Here is a 16,536-nt window from a genome sequence, read left to right as displayed (position 1 = left end):
AATCTGATCGTTTCTGTTCGGTTCTGGGCGTTTTGGGCGCGGTCTTGCGGGGCGACGGGCCGAGCGTCCAGTGTGCGCCGTATCACGGGACGGACGACCGTCCAGGCACCTGACACGGTGTCGTGCGACGGGTAGTGTCGGTCCGAGTCCTGCAGGCGCCGACTCATCTGACCTGCGCCTGCGGCCCACCAGGTCCCGCGTGCCCATGTCCCGTCCCTGCCCAGCCCTGCCCGGCCCCACCGCCCCGTCGCCGCCGCGCCGCGGACCCCGCTCGACCGCCGCCCGCTCGGCGCTCGGCCTGGTCGCGGCGCTGACGCTCGCCGGCGGACTGACGGGCGTGACCACGACCACGGCGACCGCCGCTCCAGCCTGCACGGGCGAGCAGCTGGTGCCCGCCGCGGAGAACATCTCGACGGTCACCTCGGCCACCAACTGCTTGGTCAACAAGCGCCGGAAGGCGGCCGGCCTCCGTCCGCTCAAGGCCCAGGTCAAGCTGCGCCGGATGAGCGAGCGGTTCGCGGCCTCAATGGTCCGCGAGCGCTTCTTCGACCACACCAGCCCCGACGGGACGACCTTCGAGCGCCGGCTCAAGGCATCGGCCTACGCCGCCGGGCGCCGGTCCTGGAGCGGCGGCGAGAACCTCGCCTGGGGAACAGGCTCGAAGGCGACTCCGAGCTCGATCGTCAGCGCCTGGATGGCCTCCCCCGGGCACCGCAAGAACATCCTCGCCCGCGGCTACCGCGACACGGGGATCGCGATCGTGCTCGGCGCGCCCGATCCGACGGTCGGCGACGACGCTGCCGCGACCTACGTGCAGGAGTTCGGCAGCCGGCGCTGAGCCCGGCGCCGGACGAGCACGACCCCCGCAGGCCGATCGGCGACCGCCCCCGGCGTCTTCCGGCGCCGTCGCCAACGCCACTCCGCGCGCACGATCGGCTGCACCGAAGCGTGCGTTGAGCGAACATAAAGGCGCGGCGACTAGTCTCTGGGCATGGATGCCTCAGGGCGGACCGCCCGCGTGCTGATCGTCGAGGACGACGAGGAGATCGCCGGAGTCCTCGGCCGGACCCTCCGTCTGGAGGACTACGAGACGCGGATCGCGCGCGACGGGACGAGTGCGATCGCCGAAGCGCGGACGTACATGCCCGACCTCGTGATCCTCGACCTCGGCCTGCCGGACATGGACGGGATCGACGTCGCACAGCACCTGCGCGAGTCCGACGACGTCCCGATCCTGATCCTGACCGCCCGCGACGCGATCGAGCACCGGGTCGAAGGGCTCGACAGCGGCGCCGACGACTACCTGGTCAAGCCGTTCGAGCGCGACGAGCTGCTCGCCCGGATCCGGGCGCTGCTGCGGCGCCGCCCCCCGCGCGGCGAGGCGGCGCTCGTCTGCGCCGACCTGACCCTCAACCCGGCCACCCACGAGGTCTTCCGCGGCGAGCGGCACATCGACCTCACGCAGCGCGAGTTCGAGCTGCTCGAGTACCTGATGCGGAACGAGAAGCTGGTCGTCCCGCGCCAACGGCTGCTCGAGGAGGTCTGGGGCTACGACCCGCTCGCCTCGACGAACACGATCGAGGTCTTCATCTCCAACGTCCGTCGCAAGCTCGAGGAAGGTGGCGAGGAACGCCTCGTGCACACCATCCGTGGCGCAGGCTACGTGCTGCGCGTCGGTCGCTGAGGAGGACCGAGATCCCCGTCGACCCCGCCCAGCCCTCCTCACGCGTCCGTTGGCTGCGGTGGCTCGACCGGATGCCGATCCGGTGGCGGCTGGCCGTAGTCTCGGCCGGCCTCACCGGCATCATCCTGCTGCTGTTCGCGATCGTCATCGGCAGCTTCACCGTCCAGCGGATCCGCGGCGACTTCAACACCCAGACCGCCGCCCGCTTCGACGCGGTGACCAGCCGGCTCGACGTCCGCCTCAACAGCAATACCGGCCTGCTCGAGCTTGCCACCGACCTCGCCGATCTGCGCGGCGAGTCGGGGATGGTGATCCAGGTCTGGCTGCGCGGAGACCACGGCTACACGCTGCTCGGCGAGTCGCCTTCCGGGGTCGACCTCGGCTCGCCCGCCTCGCGGCAGGACCAGTACGGTGACCTCCGCGTTGCCACCCGCGAGGTCCAGCAGCGGATCCTGGGCGCAGACGGCAAGCCGATCCTCAGCAGCTCGCTGCTCTCCCAGCGGGTGCCCGACGGGCAGGGCTCGACCCAGCTCCGCCAGCAGTTCGCCCCCGACACGCCGTTCACGACCACGCTCGTGATCCGGATCGGCCGCAGCTACGCCTCGGTCGAGCGGACGACCCGCCGGATCGAGACCGCGCTCGGGCTCGGCGTCTTCGCCGGGGCGCTGCTCGCGTTGTTCGCCGGCCTCGCCGTCGGCCACCGCGCGATGCGGCCCGTGCGGCGGATGACGAGCACGGCCCGCCACATCGCGAGGACGCGCGACCTCGACGCGAAGATGCCGGTCTCGAAGGTCAACGACGAGATCGCCGAGCTGGCCGGAACGCTCCAGGACATGCTCGACGAGCTCGCCGCCGCCCAGGCGAAGGTCGACGACACGCTCCAGCGCCAGCGGGAGTTCGTCGCCGACGCCTCGCACGAGCTGCGCACCCCGCTGACCTCGGTCCAGGCCAACCTCGAGCTGCTGGCGCTCTCGACCGAGGGCGACGACCGCGAGGCCGCCGAGTCGGCGCTGCGCTCGTCGCGTCGGATGCGACGGCTGGTCGCCGACCTGCTGCTGCTCGCCCGGATGGACGCCCGCCGGGAGGCGGCACGCGAGCCGGTCGACCTCGACCGCGCGATCCTCGAGGCCGTCGACGAGCTCGAGCCCCAGTTCGGCGACCACGAGATCGTGCTCGACATCGAGCCGGTGACGGTCAACGGCGTCCGCGACGAGCTGGTCCGGATGGTCGCCAACCTCGTCGGCAACGCGCTCCGTCACACCAACGACGGGACCGAGATCCGCGTCCACCTGCGGGCCCACGGCAGCCGGGGCGAGCTGGTGGTCGAGGACGACGGCCCGGGGATCCCGGCCGACCTCCGCGAGCGGATCTTCGACCGCTTCGTCCGCCGGGGCGGCGAGGGCGCCGGCTCGACCGGGATCGGCCTGGCGATCGTCCGGGCCGCAGCCCAGCGCCACGGCGGCGACGTCCGGGTCGAACCGACCGCGGCCGACGGCAGCGGTGCCCGCTTCGTGGTCGATCTCGCGATCGTCGAGGGCGGCGACCCGGGTGGCGATCCCGCGAAGCTCGGCGGCGACGGGGTCGACGACGACGGTGGCCGCGGCAACGGCGGCGGTCCCGCGGCGGTCTCCGAGCCGCGCAACGGGGACGGACATGCCGACGGCGCCGGAGAGCGCCTGATCGGCTCGTCGCGGCGGGCAGCCGAGCGGATCCGCCGGCGGCTGCGGTCGACACGACCAGGCAACCCCGCCAGCGATGACACCGCCGAGCGGCTCGGCGGCGCCGCGCCCGACGAGCACTGAGCGCGGCCGCACTCCCCGGCGGCGGCGCTCGCTTCGAGCGCCGCGCCGGGGTCGTTCGGCCTCGCTAGACCGCGACGACGACCGGCATGACGACCGGACGGCGCTTGATCTTCTCCCAGACGAGCTGCGCGATGTCGTCGTGCAGGATCCGCTGGATCTCGTCGAGATCGTGGATCTTGTCGGCGGCTGCGCGCTCGACCGACGCGTCGACCTGCTCGCGGACGGCCTTGAGGAAGGCCTCGTCGTGCTTGAACGGCACGCCGCGGAAGAGCAGCTCGGGCTCGGCGACCGACTTGCCGTCCTCGTCGCCGATCGTGGCGACGACGACGAAGAGGCCGTCGGCGGAGAGCGACCGGCGGTCGCGCAGAGCGGCGTCGGCGATCGCGCCGATGTCCGACCCGTCGACGTACATCACGCCCGACGGAACCGGCTTGCCGAAGCGAGCGCCGCGCTGGTCGATGTCGACCGGCAGGCCGTTCTCGGCGCAGAAGACGTTGTCGTCCTTGACGCCGACCGAGATCGCGAGCTTCTTGTGGAGCTGGAGACGCTGGTAGTCGCCGTGCAGCGGCATCACGTACTTCGGCTTCGTGAGGTTCAGCATCATCTTCATCTCCTCCGCGTAGCCGTGGCCGGAGGCGTGGATCGGCGCGTCCTTGTGGGTGATGACCTTGGCGCCGGCCTGGTAGAGCTTGTCGATCGTCTCGTTGACCGCGCGCTCGTTGCCCGGGATCGGGGTCGCCGAGAAGACGACGGTGTCGCCCTCGTGGATCCGGATCTGCGGGTGGTCGCGGAACGCCATCCGGCGGAGCGCGGCGAGCGGCTCGCCCTGGGAGCCGGTCGACATGATCACGACGCGGTGGTCCGGCAGGTGCTCGAGCTCGCGCGGCTGTACGAACAGGCCGTCCGGGGCGTTGAGGATCCCGAGCGTGCGGGCGATGTTGGTGTTCTTCTTCATCGACCGCCCGAGCAGGCAGACCTTGCGGTTGAGCTCGACCGCAGCGTCGATCACCTGCTGCACGCGGTGCAGGTTCGAGGCGAACGAGGTCACGATGATCCGGCCGCGCTGGCGGGCGAAGACGTCGTAGAGGGCCGGGCCGACGAGCGACTCGCTCGGCGACCAGCCGGGACGGTCGACGTTGGTCGAGTCGCCGAGGAGCATCAGCAGCCCCTCCTTGCCGAACCGCGCCAGCCGCAGGAAGTCGGCCGGCGGGCCGTCGACCGGGGTCTGGTCGAACTTGTAGTCGCCGGTGAAGAGCAGCGTGCCGGCCTTGCAGGTCACGGCGACGTTGGCGGCGTCCGGGATCGAGTGGGTGCAGTGGACCAGCTCGATCTTGAACGTGCCGAGGTTGATCACGCTGCCGGGCTGCACGTCGGTCAGCTCGACCTCGCGCAGGCGGTGCTCGTCGAGCTTGCTGCGGCCCATCGCCATCGTCAGCGGGCGGCCGTAGATCTTCGGGGCCTTGCGGGCGCCGCCGAGCTGCTTGATGACGAACGGCAGGGCGCCGAGGTGGTCCTCGTGCCCGTGCGTGATGACGATCGCCTCGATGTCGTCGACGCGGTCCTTCAGGTACGAGAAGTCCGGGAGGACGAGGTCGATGCCGACCTGCTCCGCGGTCGGGAAGCGGACGCCCGCGTCGATCACGACGATCTTGCCGTCGTACTCGACGACGGTCATGTTCTTGCCGATCTCGCCGAGGCCGCCGAGGGGCAGCACGCGGAGCGTCCCCGGTGCCGGTGTCGAAGCTGCGCTCATATTGGGTGTTCCTGTCCGTTGGTGCGGCCGTGGGCCGCGGGATTGCGGCGTCCCGGATACGGGAAGCTCGGATAAACGGAGCGGGAACGGAGCGACCGGGCCGGCGGTCCAGGACGGCGCGGCGGGCGACACGGAGGTCGCGGTGGTGGTCGACGCCGCGGAGCGCACGGCGAACGGCCGTCCGAACGGACGCCCGGCGGACGAGGAGGAGGCGGCCGTGTGCCCGGAGGGCGCCGGCCGACGGGCGATCCGGCCGCCGTGCGGCACGGGCCGCACGGTGGTCGACGCTCGAACCGTCAGGTTCGTGACGGTCCGTCGCTGCATCTAGGCGAGCAGCCCGAGGTCCGAGAGCACGGCATGGATCGCGGTGCGCTCGGCGTCGTCGGCTTCGACCAGCGGCAGGCGGAGACCGCCGACCGGCTGACCGACCATCTCGAGCGCGGCCTTGACCGGGATCGGGTTGACCGTGACCCCGAGGACGCCGAAGAGCGGCTGCAGGCGGGCGTCGATCTCGGCCCGGCGCTCGGGCGTGGCGGTCGCCATCTCGGCCATCTCCGGGCCGACCAGGTGGCTGGCGACGCAGATGCCGCCGGCGCCGCCGAGCTCCAGCACGCGAGCCAGCGACTCGTCGTTGCCGGTGAAGAGGTCGAGGCCGTCGACCAGCGCGAGGTTCGCGTTGTTGGCCTGCTTGACGGCGTCGATGTGCTCGATCTGCGCCAGTTCGGCGAGCAGCTCGTTGTCCATGTCGACGGTCGTCCGCGACGGGATGTTGTAGAGCACGATCGGCTTGTCGGTGGCCGCCGCGACCGCGCGGTAGTGCTGCACGATCCCGCGCCGGTTGGGCCGGTTGTAGTAGCCGACGACGTTGAGCGTGCCGTCGACGCCGAGCTCGGTCGACTTCTCGGTCAGGTGGATCGAGTGGCGGGTGTCGTTCGAGCCGGTGTTGGCGACGATCGTCGTCCCGGCCGGCTTCTCGCGCACGGCCAGCTCGACCAGCGCCAGGTGCTCGTCGTCGCTGAGCGTCGAGCCCTCGCCGGTGCTGCCGGCGATGACGAAGCCATCGGAGCCCTTGCCGGCGAGATCGTGCAGGAGGCGAACGAACGTCTCGTCGTCGACGCGATACTGGTCGTCGAACGGCGTTACGACAGCGGTGAGGATCGTCCCAAGGTCGGACACAGCTCAATCCTCCCAGAGCGGCCGCAGGCTTGCGGCGCCCTGCCCCGCGTCGGTGGGCACCCCGCCGCCAGCGTACCCGCGGAGCGGACCGGGCAGGAGATACCGTCACGGCGTGCCCGCCGGACATGACGAGGAGACGCTCGAGCTGGAGATCGTCGGCGTCCGCTTCCGGAGCGACGACGGCAGCTTCGCCGTGATCGACGCGATGGGCGGAGCGAAATCGGGCGGTCCCGCGACCCACCAGGTCGTCGTCGGCCCCGTCGGCCATCTCGAGCCGGGCGACCGCGTGCGGGCGACCGGGCAGCGCCAGCGCCACCCCAAGCACGGCGAGCGCTTCCGGGTCCGTGCGCTGCAGAGCATGGCGCCGCAGGACGACGCCGCCGTCTCGCGCGTGCTCCAACGGGTGCCGGGGGTCGGACCGGTCGCGGCCGAGCAGCTGATCGAGCGGTTCGGGCCGGAGCTGCTGGAGCGGATCGACGCCGATCCACGTGACGTCCTCCGGCGGGTCAAGGGCCTGACCGGGGCGAAGCTGACGGAGGCGGTCGAGGCCTGGCGGAGCGAGGCCGGCCCCCGGGCGGTGCGGTTGCTGCTCGAACGCCACGGTCTCGACGCGGCCACGATCGGCCGCGTGATCCGGGCCCTCGGCGACGAACCCGACGTCGCGCTGCTGCAGTCCGATCCGTACCGCCTGACCGCCCGCAGCGGGATCGGCTTCCCGACCGCCGACTCGATCGCGCTGGCCCTCGGCGAGGCCCGCGACAGCGACGCCCGTCGCCGTGCCGGGGCCGTCCACGCCCTCCGTCAGGCCGAGGACGACGGGCACTGCCACCTCCCCCACGACGAGCTGGTTCGCCGGACCGTGCGGCTGCTGCTCGGCCGCGACGCCGACTGGTCGGCCCGCGACGAGCTGGCCCCCTCAGTCGCGGTCGCCGTCCGCGAGCTCGTGAGCGACGGTCAGGTCGTCGAGCGCGACGGGCGGATCGCGACGCTCGAGCTGGACGAGGACGAGGCGCTGCTGGCGAGTCTGGTCGCGACGATGTCGACCGACGCCCCCACCCTCGAGATCGAGGTCGCCGACGAGGCCCCCGGCGGCGAGGCCGACGAGAAGGCGGCGGCTGCCGCGAAGGCCGCGAAGGACCCGGCCACCGACGCTCCGCCCGCCGAGGAGGGCTCCGCCGAGGCCACGCCCGGCGAGTCGGACGGCGGCACCCCGACCAGCCGCGCGGCCGTCCGCCGTTCGCGCGATCCCCGTCCGAGCCCCGAGCAGTGGGAGGCCGTCCGGCTCGCCTGCGGGCACCGGCTGTCGATCCTGACCGGCGGTCCCGGCACCGGCAAGACGCAGACGATGCGGGCCCTGGTCCAGGTCCTGCGCGACGCCCACAAGCAGGTCCTGCTCTGCGCGCCGACCGGCAAGGCCGCTCGCCGCCTGGCCGAGGCGACCGGGGCCGACGCCACGACGATCCACCGGCTGCTCGGCTACGTCCCCGGCGAGGGCTTCCAGCACGACGAGGAGGATCCGATCCCCGACGGCGGGATGCTGGTCGTCGACGAGGCGTCGATGCTGCCGCTCGACCTCGCCGTCGCGCTGCTGCGGGCGGTCGGCCCGCGGACCCACGTGCTGCTGGTCGGCGACGTCGACCAGCTCGCCCCGGTCGGTCCGGGGCGGGTCCTCCAGGACCTGCTCGACTCCGGGGCCGTCCCGGCGGTCCGGCTCTCGCGGATCTTCCGGCAGGCCGAGCGTTCACTGATCGTGCGGGCCGCGCACGCGATGAACCGGGGCGAGCCGCCCCAGACCCAGCCCGGCCCCGACGATCTCCGCGACTTCTTCCTGATCGACCGGGTCGATCCGTCGGCCGCGGCCGACGAGGTGATCTCGCTCGCGACCCGACGGCTCCCGGCCCACTACGACGTGCCCGCCGTCGGCTCCGTCCAGATCCTCGCGCCCCAGCGACGCGGGGCCTGCGGCGTCGACACCCTCAACCAGCGGATGCGCGAGCTCCTCAACCCCGGCGGCCGCCAGGCCAAGGGCAGCTTCCTGCGCGAGGGCGACCGGGTCATGCAGACCCGCAACGACCACGAGTCGGAGATCATGAACGGCGAGCTGGGGACGCTCGTGCGGGTCGACGGCGACGACGCGCTGTTGCAGATGGACGACGGCCGGACGGTCCGGCTGCCGCTGGTCCGGCTCGACACCTGGGACCTGGCCTACGCCTGCACCGTGCACAAGGCCCAGGGCTCCAGCGTGCCGGTGGTGGTGATCCCGGTCGTCGCCGAGCACCGCCACATGCTGACCCGCAACCTGCTCTACACGGCCGTCACCCGCGCCGAGACCGCCTGCGTGATGGTCGGCGACCGCGGAGCGATCCTCCAGGCGCTCCGGCGGGTCGACGGCGCGACCCGCTTCACGATGCTGCCGGCCCGGATCCACGAGGCGCTGGCCAAGCCCGCCTAGGGCACCCGCCGCGGCCCGCCCGCCGCGCGCCCGCCGCCTCCAGTTTCGTTCCGGCTCTGGATCGACCCGGGTCCGTTCCGCCCTCGGGTTCGCCGCCGCCCCGGGGCCGGTCCGGGCCCGGTTCCAGCACCGGTTCCGTCGCCGAGGACCCGACCGCGGTATACGGCGAACGCGAAGCCGTCGGGTCGCCTGGATATGGTCGGAAGCGCGTATGGCTACCCGGAGCGACCTCGACTTCACCTACTCCCTGATCGACCGGGTCTTCCGGCTCAGTCTCGGGGACCACGCCGACTTCAGCGGGGCCAAGTTCGACGGCGACTTCAGCCTCACGCTGGAGCAGGCGCAGCAGCGCAAGCACGACTACGTCGCGGAGTCGATCGGCGTCGGCCCGGGCCGACGCGTGCTCGACCTCGGCTGTGGTTGGGGCCCGCTGCTGAGTGACTTCCGGGACCGCGGTGCCAGCGGCACCGGGGTCACGCTCTCCTCGGCCCAGGCCGCAGCCTGCCGCCGCCACGGCCTCGACGTCCACCTCCACGATGCGCTCGCCGTCACCCGCGAGACCTTCGGGCCGTTCGACGCGGTCGCCAGCCTCGGCGCGTTCGAGCACTTCTGCTCGCCGGAGGACCACGCCGCCGGTCGCCAGGAGGAGATCTACCGCGACCTCTTCGCCAACATCGCCGGGATCCTGCCGTCCGGTGGCCGGCTCTACCTCCAGACGATGACCTTCGGGCGCAACATGATCCCCGAGGACGAGGTCAGCATCGACGCGCCACGCGACTCCGACGGCTGGTACCTGGCGCTGATGGGCCACCAGTTCCCCGGCTCGTGGCTGCCCTCCGGCAGCGAGCAGATCATCCGCTGTGCCGACCCGGAGCTGCGGTTCGTGTCGAGCGAGAGCGGGCGGCTCGACTACATCGAGACGATCAAGCGCTGGCGCGCCCGCTTCGCCGAGCCGAGCCTCCGCAAGACGATCGAGAAGGCCCGACTGATCCCGCGCTGGTTGACCAGCTCCGACTTCCGGCTCGCGTTCACCTCCGGCGTCAGCGCCAACTCGGTCTGCTTCGAGCGCGAGCTGATGGACCACTTCCGGCTGGTCTTCGAGAAGCCGTAGATCGCCGTCGGGTACCGGCTAGCGCAACTCGTGCCGGTCCGCCCAGGCTGAGATCGCGGCGGCGATCTCGTCCGGGCGGTCCTCCGGGGCGTGGTGTCCTGCCTCGCCGCAGAAGACGGACTCGAGTGCCGCGATGTTCGCGGCGCACCAGTCGGCCAGCTCCCTGCGGATCAGCAACGTCGGGGAACCCTCGAAGGTCATCAGCAGCTTGGGAACGCCGGGGCTGCTCGCCAGCCACGTGTCGTAGGCCTCGATCCGCGCCACCAGCTCGGCCGGCTCGCCGCCCAACGGCATCTGCCGCGCCCAGGCGAGGATCGGGCGGCGGCTCTCCGGAGTCGGATAGGGCGCGAGGTACGCCTCCAGCTGCTCGTCGCCGACGGGGGTGAGCACGCCGCCGGTGAACGCCTGCCGGACGAACAGATCCTGGTCGAGCACCAGCTCCTCGCCGGCGCCGGGAGTACGGATCAGCTCCGAGCGCTTGCGGGCCTGCGGCGACAGGTCCTCCCAGGCCATCGGCTTGACGATGCTCTCCAGGAACGCGAGGCCGATCACGCGCTCGGGGTGCCGGGCGGCCCAGTCGAAGGCCAGCGCCCCACCCCAGTCGTGACCGACCAGGACGACGCGGTCCAGCTCGAGCGCGTCGAACCAGGCGTCGAGATAGCGCGCGTGGTCCGCAAAGCGGTAGGCGATCTCCGGCTTGCCGGAGCGGCCCATCCCGATCAGATCGGGGGCGAGCAACCGCCCGCGACCGACGCCGGGCATGACGTCCCGCCAGAGCAGCGACGAGCCCGGATTGCCGTGGAGGAACACGAAGGCCGTACCGGCCCCCGCCTCCTCGTGGTGGATGGTCGAGTCGAGGACGTGCGTCTCGGGCATGCGGGGAGCTCGATTCGTCGGCGGCTAGGGCCGCGGGTCGAGCGGGCTGTCGAGGAGGGCCGTCAGGTCGCGCACGAACGCGGTCGTGCGCGGATCGTCACGGCCCCCCAGCGGCTCCAGGAGCCGATCCAGCAGCAGCTGGACGGTGGCGATCGCCGGGCGGACGGTCTCGTCGCCGCGGTCCGTGAGCGTGAGCCGGACGGCGCGGGTGTCGTGCGGGTCACGGGTGCGCTCGATCAGGCCGTCGGACTCGAGGCCGCGAGCCAGCTTGGAGACGTACAGCGCCTCGAGACCGGTGTGCTCCGCCAGCTCACGTTGGCTGGGGCGAAGGCCGGAGGCACGCATGCCGAAGAGCGAGGACAGCAGCACGTACTGGGCGTGGGTCAGGCCCGCCGGCGCCAGCGCGCGGTCGACGGCGACCCGCCACCTCATCGACAGCCGCCAGACCAGATGGCCCGGCGTCGGCCCCGTCGTCTTCGTACCCATGGAATTTACTATACATGGCTACTATCGCCATGGCGACTATCCGGGCTACCGCGTCAACGGCACGGGCCGGCCGTCCGGCCGAGCAGGCCGGTCAACCCGAGACGCGTTCGGCGAACGTCCGGACCCAGCGTTCGCTCGGCGGGTCGTCGTCGCCGGCCGGGGCGGTCTCGTCGTGGGTCCAGCCGCGGGCGGCGAAGAACCGACGGGCCCACCAGTTGGCGGTGAAGGTCCGCAGCTCGACGGTCTCCGCCCCCGCCTCGCTGAGGCCGGTCTCGGCGCGCTCCAGCAGTGCCGTGCCCACCCCTGCACCCTGGGCCACCGGATGGACGTAGAGGGCCGCCAGGGTCCCCGACGAGCCCTCCTCGATCGCCGCAGCGGGTCGCCCGACCGCCACGAACGCGACCACCTGCCCGTCCTGCTCCGCGACGATCGCGGTGACGGGGCCCGAGCTGCCCTCGGCGCGGGATGTGAGGCCACCGGCGGGAACGCCCGCACCTCCCGACTCGAGTCGGGCCCGCCACGCGTCGGCATGCTCGGCGACGTCCAGGTACTCCAGCCGCTCGGGGCCGACGATCTCCTCGTAGGCGTGGCGCCAGGCGGCGACCTCGACGCGGGCGATCCCCTCGGCGTCGGCCGGGGTGGCGGGGCGCAGCAGCATCCGGGCCTCAGTCCTCGAAGAGCAGCTTGTCGAGCCCGACCACCGGGGACGACTGCAGGCCGGCGACCCGGCGGACGGCCAGGATCACCCCGGGCATGAACGACGACCGGTCGAGCGAGTCGTGCCGGATCGTGAGCGTCTCCCCCGTACCGCCGAGGATGACCTCCTGGTGGGCGACGAGACCGGGCAGCCGGATCGAGTGGATCGGCGGGGTCGTGCCGCTCGCCTCCGCGATCAGCTCGGCCGTGTGCTTGCCGGTCCCCGACGGCGCGTCGAGCTTCTTGTCGTGGTGCAGCTCGATGATCTCGGCCTTCTGCATGTGCCGCGAGGCCTCGGCGGCGAAGCGCATCATCAGCACCGCGCCGATCGCGAAGTTCGGCCCGAAGAAGGCGTTCGCACCGGTCTTGCCCTCCAGCCCGGAGATGTCGAAGCCGGAGGTGCCGATCACGACATGGACGCCGGCCTCGAGGCACTCGAGCGCGTTGCCGAGCGCGGTGTCGGGCCGCGTGAAGTCGACGACGACGTCGGCATCGGGCAGGACGGCCGACAGCGGCGTGTCGAGCGCCGGATCGGCGCGGCCCGTCAGGACCATGCCCTCGGCGGCCTCGACCGCGGCGCAGACGGTCGCGCCCATCCGGCCGGCGGCCCCGGCGACAGCAACACGGATCTCACTGCTCATCGCGCCATCCTCTCAGGCCGATGCGGAACGGCGCCGGACCCTCCGCCCGGCCGCTCCTGGCCCGGCAGCCGTCGCGCAACGCCGAAGCGCCGCGCGACGACGGTGCCTAGACGGTCAGCGCCGGGGCGACCGCACGCAGGGCGGCCCGGAAGTCGTCCTCGCTCGGTCCGACGCCGGCGGCCGACAGGCCGGCCGGGTCGTAGAGGTCGTGCGCCAGCCGGCGCACGTCCTCGGCGGTGACGGCGTCGATCAGGGCGGCGACCTCGTCCGGCCGTCGCAGCGGCAGACCGTGGAGCACTCCGCGTCCGAGCACGTGCATCCGCGCCTGGGTCGACTCGAGGCCCAGCAGCAGCCGCGCCCGGGCGTTCTGCTTCGCCCGCCGCAGCTCCTCGTCGTCGACCGGCTCGCGACGGATCCGGTCCAGCTCCGCGGCCACGATCTCCAGCGCCTCGGCGAGGTTGTCCGCACGGGTGCCGAGGTAGACCCCCGCCATCCCGCCGCCGTGGTGCTGGTCGTCGAACGTCGAGACCGCGTAGGCCAGGCCGCGATCCTCGCGGACCGCCCGGAACAGCCGAGACGAAGGGGTTCCACCGAGGATCGTGTCGAGCACCCGCAGCGCGTAGCGACGCTCGTCGCCGAGGCCGAGGCCACGGCCGGCGATCGCCACCTGGACCTGCTCCGTCTCCCGCGAGCGGAAGATCACCGCGGGCGGGGTCGGCGGGGCGCTGCCCGGATCGTTGCCGTCGGCCGGGTGCGCCGCACCGGGATCCTCGGGCACGGCAGTCGCCGCGAGCGCGCAGAGCTGCTCGTGGTCGACCGCACCCGCCCCCGCGATCACGATCCGGTCCGGGCGGTAGCGCCCGGCGTGGAAGCCACGGAGGACGTCGCCGGAGGTGGTCGCGACCACGTCCGGGGTTCCGATCACCGGGCGGCCGAGCGCGTGGTCGCCGAAGACGGCCTGCGGCAGCAGCTCGAAGACGAGCTCCTCCGGGTCGTCCTCGATCATCGCGATCTCCTCGATCACGATCTTGCGCTCGAGCTCGAGGTCCTCGTCCCGCAGCAGCGGGGTCGCGACCATCTCGCCCAGCATCGGGAAGGCATCGTCGAGATCGGCCGCGAGCACCCGCGCGACGACGGTGGTCTCGTCACGGCTGGTCGCCGCGTTGAGGTCGCCGCCGAGCGCGTCGAAGCGCTCGTCGATCTCGGTCGAGGCGAAGTGCCGCGTCCCCCGGAAGAGCATGTGCTCCAACAGGTGGGCGCGGCCCGCCTCGGCGTCCCGCTCGTGGCGGGCCCCGGTGCCGACCCACACCCCGACCGCCACGGACAGGGCCGAGGCGATCGGTTCCGACACCACCGTCACGCCGGACGGCAGTCGGGTGACGCGGGGCGCGTCGGCGGGGTCAGGGATGAAGGACGGCACCTGGGGCGGAATTGCTAGTCCCGCCCGCCGCTGCGCTCACGACGGCGCGGCGGACGATCGCCACCGCGCTCACGGTCACCGCCGCGCTCACGGTCGCCACCGCGCTCGCGGTCGCCACCACCCTCGCGGGGCGGACGGCCACCGCCGCCACCGCGCGGACCGCCGGACTTCTTCAGCTCCTGCAGCTCCTCGACCGTCTTGCCGGCGATCTCGGGATCGTCGGCCAGACGCAGGCCGACGCGGCCGCGCTCACGGTCGAGCTCGGCAACGCGGACCTTGATGACGTCGCCCTGCGACAGGACTTCCTCGACCGTGTCGACGCGCTTGCCCGGCGACACGTTGGAGATGTGCAGCAGGCCGTCGGTGCCCTTGATCAGCTCGACGAAGGCGCCGAACGTCGTGGTCTTGACGACCTTGCCGTCGAACTCGTCGCCGAGGCCCACGTCGCGGGTCATCGCGTTGATCCGCTCGATCAGCGCGTCGCCCTTGGCTCCCGACGAGGAGTAGACGTTGATCGTGCCGTCGTCGTTGATGTCGATCTGCGCCTCGAACTCCTCCTGGAGCCCGCGGATCGTCTCGCCACCCTTGCCGATGATCATGCCGATCTTCTCGGTGTCGACCTTGGTCGACAGGATCCGCGGCGCGTACAGCGACAGCTCGTCCTTCGGACCGTCGATGACGGCCTTCATCTTGCCGAGGATCTCGAGCCGGGCGTCCTTGGCCTGGGCCAGGGCGTCGCGCAGGATCTCGAACGTGACGCCCGTGATCTTGATGTCCATCTGGAGGGCGGTGATGCCCTCCTCGGTGCCCGCGACCTTGAAGTCCATGTCGCCGAGGTGGTCCTCGACGCCGGCGATGTCGGTGAGGACGATGTAGTCGTCGCCCTCCTTGATCAGGCCCATCGCGATGCCGGCGACCGGCGCCGAGATCGGCACGCCCGCCTCCATCAGCGACAGCGAGCTGCCGCAGACCGACGCCATCGAGCTCGAGCCGTTCGACTCGAGGATGTCGGACACGACGCGGATCGTGTACGGGAAATCGTCGGTCGTCGGAACGACCGGGATCAGCGCACGCTCCGCCAGCGCGCCGTGACCGATGTCACGACGCTTCGGGCCGCCGAGGCGACCCGCTTCACCGACGGAGAACGGCGGGAAGTTGTAGTGGTGCCAGTAGAAGCGGTTGGTCTCGAGACCGAGGGTGTCGAGCCGCATCTCCTCCTTCAGCGTGCCGAGCGAGACGACCGACAGCGCCTGCGTCTGGCCACGGGTGAAGAGCGCCGAGCCGTGGGTCCGCGGAGCGGTCCCGGTCTCGATCGTGATCTGCCGGATCTCGGTCGCCTCGCGGCCGTCCGGACGGACCTTCTGGACGGCGATCCGGTCGCGGATCGCGGCCTTCTCGAGCGCGTTGACGATCGCCTTGACGGCCGCGTTGTGCTCGTCGTCGCCCTCGACGGCGTTCGCCTCGTAGGCGGCGTCCTTGGCGGCGCTCGTGGCGGCTTCCCGCTCGAGCTTGTCGACGACCTGGGTCGCCTTCTCGATCTTCTTGCCGGCCGCCGACTTCTTGATCTTCGCCAGCAGCTTGGCGTCGAGCGAGGGGGCCTCATGCTCGACCTTGTCCTTGCCGGCGAGCTTGCGCAGCTCGAGCTGGGCCGCGACGAGCTTCTTGATCTCGCCGTGGGCGATGTCGAGCGCGTCGAGGATCTCGGCCTCGGGGATGATGTTCGCCCCGGCCTCGACCATCAGGATCGCGTCGGCGGTGCCGGCGACGATCAGGTCGAGCTCGCTCTCGCCGTCGGCGAGCAGCGACTCCTCCGGCGGGTTGACGACGATCGAGCCGTCGATCTTGCCGATCCGGACGGCGCCGATCGGCTCCGGGAGCGGAATCGAGGAGATGGTCAGCGCCGCGGAGGCACCGTTCATCGCCAGGATGTCGTAGGGGTGAACGTGGTCGACCGAGATCGGCAGCGCGACGACCTGCGTCTCGTAGCGCCAGTTCTTCGGCAGCAGCGGCCGGATCGGCCGGTCGATCATGCGGGCGGTCAGGGTGGCCTTCTCACCGGCGCGACCCTCGCGCTTGAAGAAGGAGCCGGGGATCTTGCCCGCGGCGTAGGAGCGCTCCTCGACATCCACGGTCAGCGGAAGGAAGTCGAAGTCCTTCAGCCGGCCCATGGCGGCCGTGCACAGGACGATCGTGTCGCCCTGTCGTACGGTGACCGCGCCGGAAGCCTGCTTGGCGAGCTTGCCGGTCTCGAAGGTGATCTCACTGCCTGAGATCTCCACGGACACCGTTGTCACGTCGTCGTGACTCATATGTCGTTCCTCGTCTGCGCGTCCATCGGACCTGACGCGCCTTCTTTGATTCTCTGTCTGTTCCGAACCAGGCGAGCCTAGCGGAACCACGATAGCCCGATCTCGCGTCCGCCGCTCGCACCGGAGGTTC

13 protein-coding genes are annotated in these 16,536 nt (G+C 71.8%); 5 read left to right on the top strand and 8 right to left on the bottom strand.

Going from position 1 to position 16,536, the window contains the following annotated elements; genetic code table 11:
* Positions 1-205: 205 nt before the first annotated feature.
* The 3 genes from ACVUH9_RS04750 (at position 206) to ACVUH9_RS04740 (ending at position 3,486) form a co-directional block, all read left to right on the top strand.
* Entirely contained in the window at positions 206-838 is a 633-nt protein-coding gene (locus tag ACVUH9_RS04750; RefSeq protein WP_475754442.1) for a CAP domain-containing protein, read from the top strand.
* Positions 839-991: 153 nt separating this feature from the next.
* Complete coding sequence (locus ACVUH9_RS04745) at positions 992-1,684, top strand: response regulator transcription factor (protein WP_475754440.1); 693 nt, start codon at positions 992-994, stop codon at positions 1,682-1,684.
* Between the two features lie 71 nt (positions 1,685-1,755).
* Positions 1,756-3,486 (top strand): sensor histidine kinase, encoded by a 1,731-nt coding sequence (locus tag ACVUH9_RS04740; RefSeq protein ID WP_475754438.1) that lies wholly within the window; start codon positions 1,756-1,758, stop codon positions 3,484-3,486.
* Between the two features lie 64 nt (positions 3,487-3,550).
* Here ACVUH9_RS04740 and ACVUH9_RS04735 read toward each other — a convergent pair whose 3' ends face one another.
* The gene (locus tag ACVUH9_RS04735) at positions 3,551-5,239 is read right to left on the bottom strand and encodes a ribonuclease J (RefSeq protein ID WP_475754436.1); all 1,689 of its coding nucleotides are present in this window, start codon (positions 5,237-5,239) and stop codon (positions 3,551-3,553) included.
* 324 nt (positions 5,240-5,563) lie between these two features.
* Positions 5,564-6,415, bottom strand: coding sequence for a 4-hydroxy-tetrahydrodipicolinate synthase (dapA, locus tag ACVUH9_RS04730; protein ID WP_475754434.1), 852 nt, complete (start codon positions 6,413-6,415; stop codon positions 5,564-5,566).
* 112 nt (positions 6,416-6,527) lie between these two features.
* On the opposite strand from dapA, the gene ACVUH9_RS04725 reads away from it, so the two are divergent.
* Together ACVUH9_RS04725 and ACVUH9_RS04720 are read left to right on the top strand one after the other, a co-directional pair.
* Positions 6,528-8,867, top strand: a complete 2,340-nt coding sequence (locus ACVUH9_RS04725) for an AAA family ATPase (RefSeq protein WP_475754432.1) — start codon at positions 6,528-6,530, stop codon at positions 8,865-8,867.
* 211 nt (positions 8,868-9,078) lie between these two features.
* Positions 9,079-9,978, top strand: coding sequence for an SAM-dependent methyltransferase (locus ACVUH9_RS04720; protein WP_475754430.1), 900 nt, complete (start codon positions 9,079-9,081; stop codon positions 9,976-9,978).
* 18 nt (positions 9,979-9,996) lie between these two features.
* Here ACVUH9_RS04720 and ACVUH9_RS04715 read toward each other — a convergent pair whose 3' ends face one another.
* From ACVUH9_RS04715 to ACVUH9_RS04690, 6 genes are all read right to left on the bottom strand, one after another.
* Positions 9,997-10,854 (bottom strand): haloalkane dehalogenase, encoded by an 858-nt coding sequence (locus tag ACVUH9_RS04715; RefSeq protein ID WP_475754428.1) that lies wholly within the window; start codon positions 10,852-10,854, stop codon positions 9,997-9,999.
* A 24-nt stretch (positions 10,855-10,878) separates the two neighbouring features.
* Entirely contained in the window at positions 10,879-11,340 is a 462-nt protein-coding gene (locus ACVUH9_RS04710) for a MarR family winged helix-turn-helix transcriptional regulator (protein ID WP_475754426.1), read from the bottom strand.
* A 91-nt stretch (positions 11,341-11,431) separates the two neighbouring features.
* Entirely contained in the window at positions 11,432-11,998 is a 567-nt protein-coding gene (locus ACVUH9_RS04705) for an N-acetyltransferase family protein (protein WP_475754424.1), read from the bottom strand.
* Positions 11,999-12,005: 7 nt separating this feature from the next.
* Entirely contained in the window at positions 12,006-12,677 is a 672-nt protein-coding gene (locus ACVUH9_RS04700) for a 4-hydroxy-tetrahydrodipicolinate reductase (RefSeq protein ID WP_475754422.1), read from the bottom strand.
* 106 nt (positions 12,678-12,783) lie between these two features.
* Positions 12,784-14,097, bottom strand: a complete 1,314-nt coding sequence (locus ACVUH9_RS04695) for a M16 family metallopeptidase (protein ID WP_475754420.1) — start codon at positions 14,095-14,097, stop codon at positions 12,784-12,786.
* Between the two features lie 14 nt (positions 14,098-14,111).
* Positions 14,112-16,406 carry a polyribonucleotide nucleotidyltransferase gene (locus tag ACVUH9_RS04690; RefSeq protein ID WP_475754418.1) on the bottom strand — a complete coding sequence of 765 codons (2,295 nt, stop codon included), beginning with the start codon at positions 16,404-16,406 and terminating at the stop codon, positions 14,112-14,114.
* Between the last annotated feature and the right edge of the window lie 130 nt (positions 16,407-16,536).

The organism is Patulibacter ginsengiterrae (assembly GCF_056269115.1).
Note: the sequence above shows the minus strand (reverse complement) of the source record. Positions and strands in the feature narration are given on the sequence as shown.

Excerpts from the sequence above, each read along its gene's own strand:
- ACVUH9_RS04750 (WP_475754442.1), top strand. The coding sequence starts at position 206 with ATGTCCCGTCCCTGCCCAGCCCTGCCCGGCCCCACCGCCCCGTCGCCG.
- ACVUH9_RS04745 (WP_475754440.1), top strand. The coding sequence starts at position 992 with ATGGATGCCTCAGGGCGGACCGCCCGCGTGCTGATCGTCGAGGACGAC.
- ACVUH9_RS04740 (WP_475754438.1), top strand. The coding sequence starts at position 1,756 with ATGCCGATCCGGTGGCGGCTGGCCGTAGTCTCGGCCGGCCTCACCGGC.
- ACVUH9_RS04735 (WP_475754436.1), bottom strand. The coding sequence starts at position 5,239 with ATGAGCGCAGCTTCGACACCGGCACCGGGGACGCTCCGCGTGCTGCCC.
- ACVUH9_RS04720 (WP_475754430.1), top strand. The coding sequence starts at position 9,079 with ATGGCTACCCGGAGCGACCTCGACTTCACCTACTCCCTGATCGACCGG.
- ACVUH9_RS04715 (WP_475754428.1), bottom strand. The coding sequence starts at position 10,854 with ATGCCCGAGACGCACGTCCTCGACTCGACCATCCACCACGAGGAGGCG.
- ACVUH9_RS04710 (WP_475754426.1), bottom strand. The coding sequence starts at position 11,340 with ATGGGTACGAAGACGACGGGGCCGACGCCGGGCCATCTGGTCTGGCGG.
- ACVUH9_RS04705 (WP_475754424.1), bottom strand. The coding sequence starts at position 11,998 with ATGCTGCTGCGCCCCGCCACCCCGGCCGACGCCGAGGGGATCGCCCGC.
- ACVUH9_RS04700 (WP_475754422.1), bottom strand. The coding sequence starts at position 12,677 with ATGAGCAGTGAGATCCGTGTTGCTGTCGCCGGGGCCGCCGGCCGGATG.
- ACVUH9_RS04690 (WP_475754418.1), bottom strand. The coding sequence starts at position 16,406 with ATGAGTCACGACGACGTGACAACGGTGTCCGTGGAGATCTCAGGCAGT.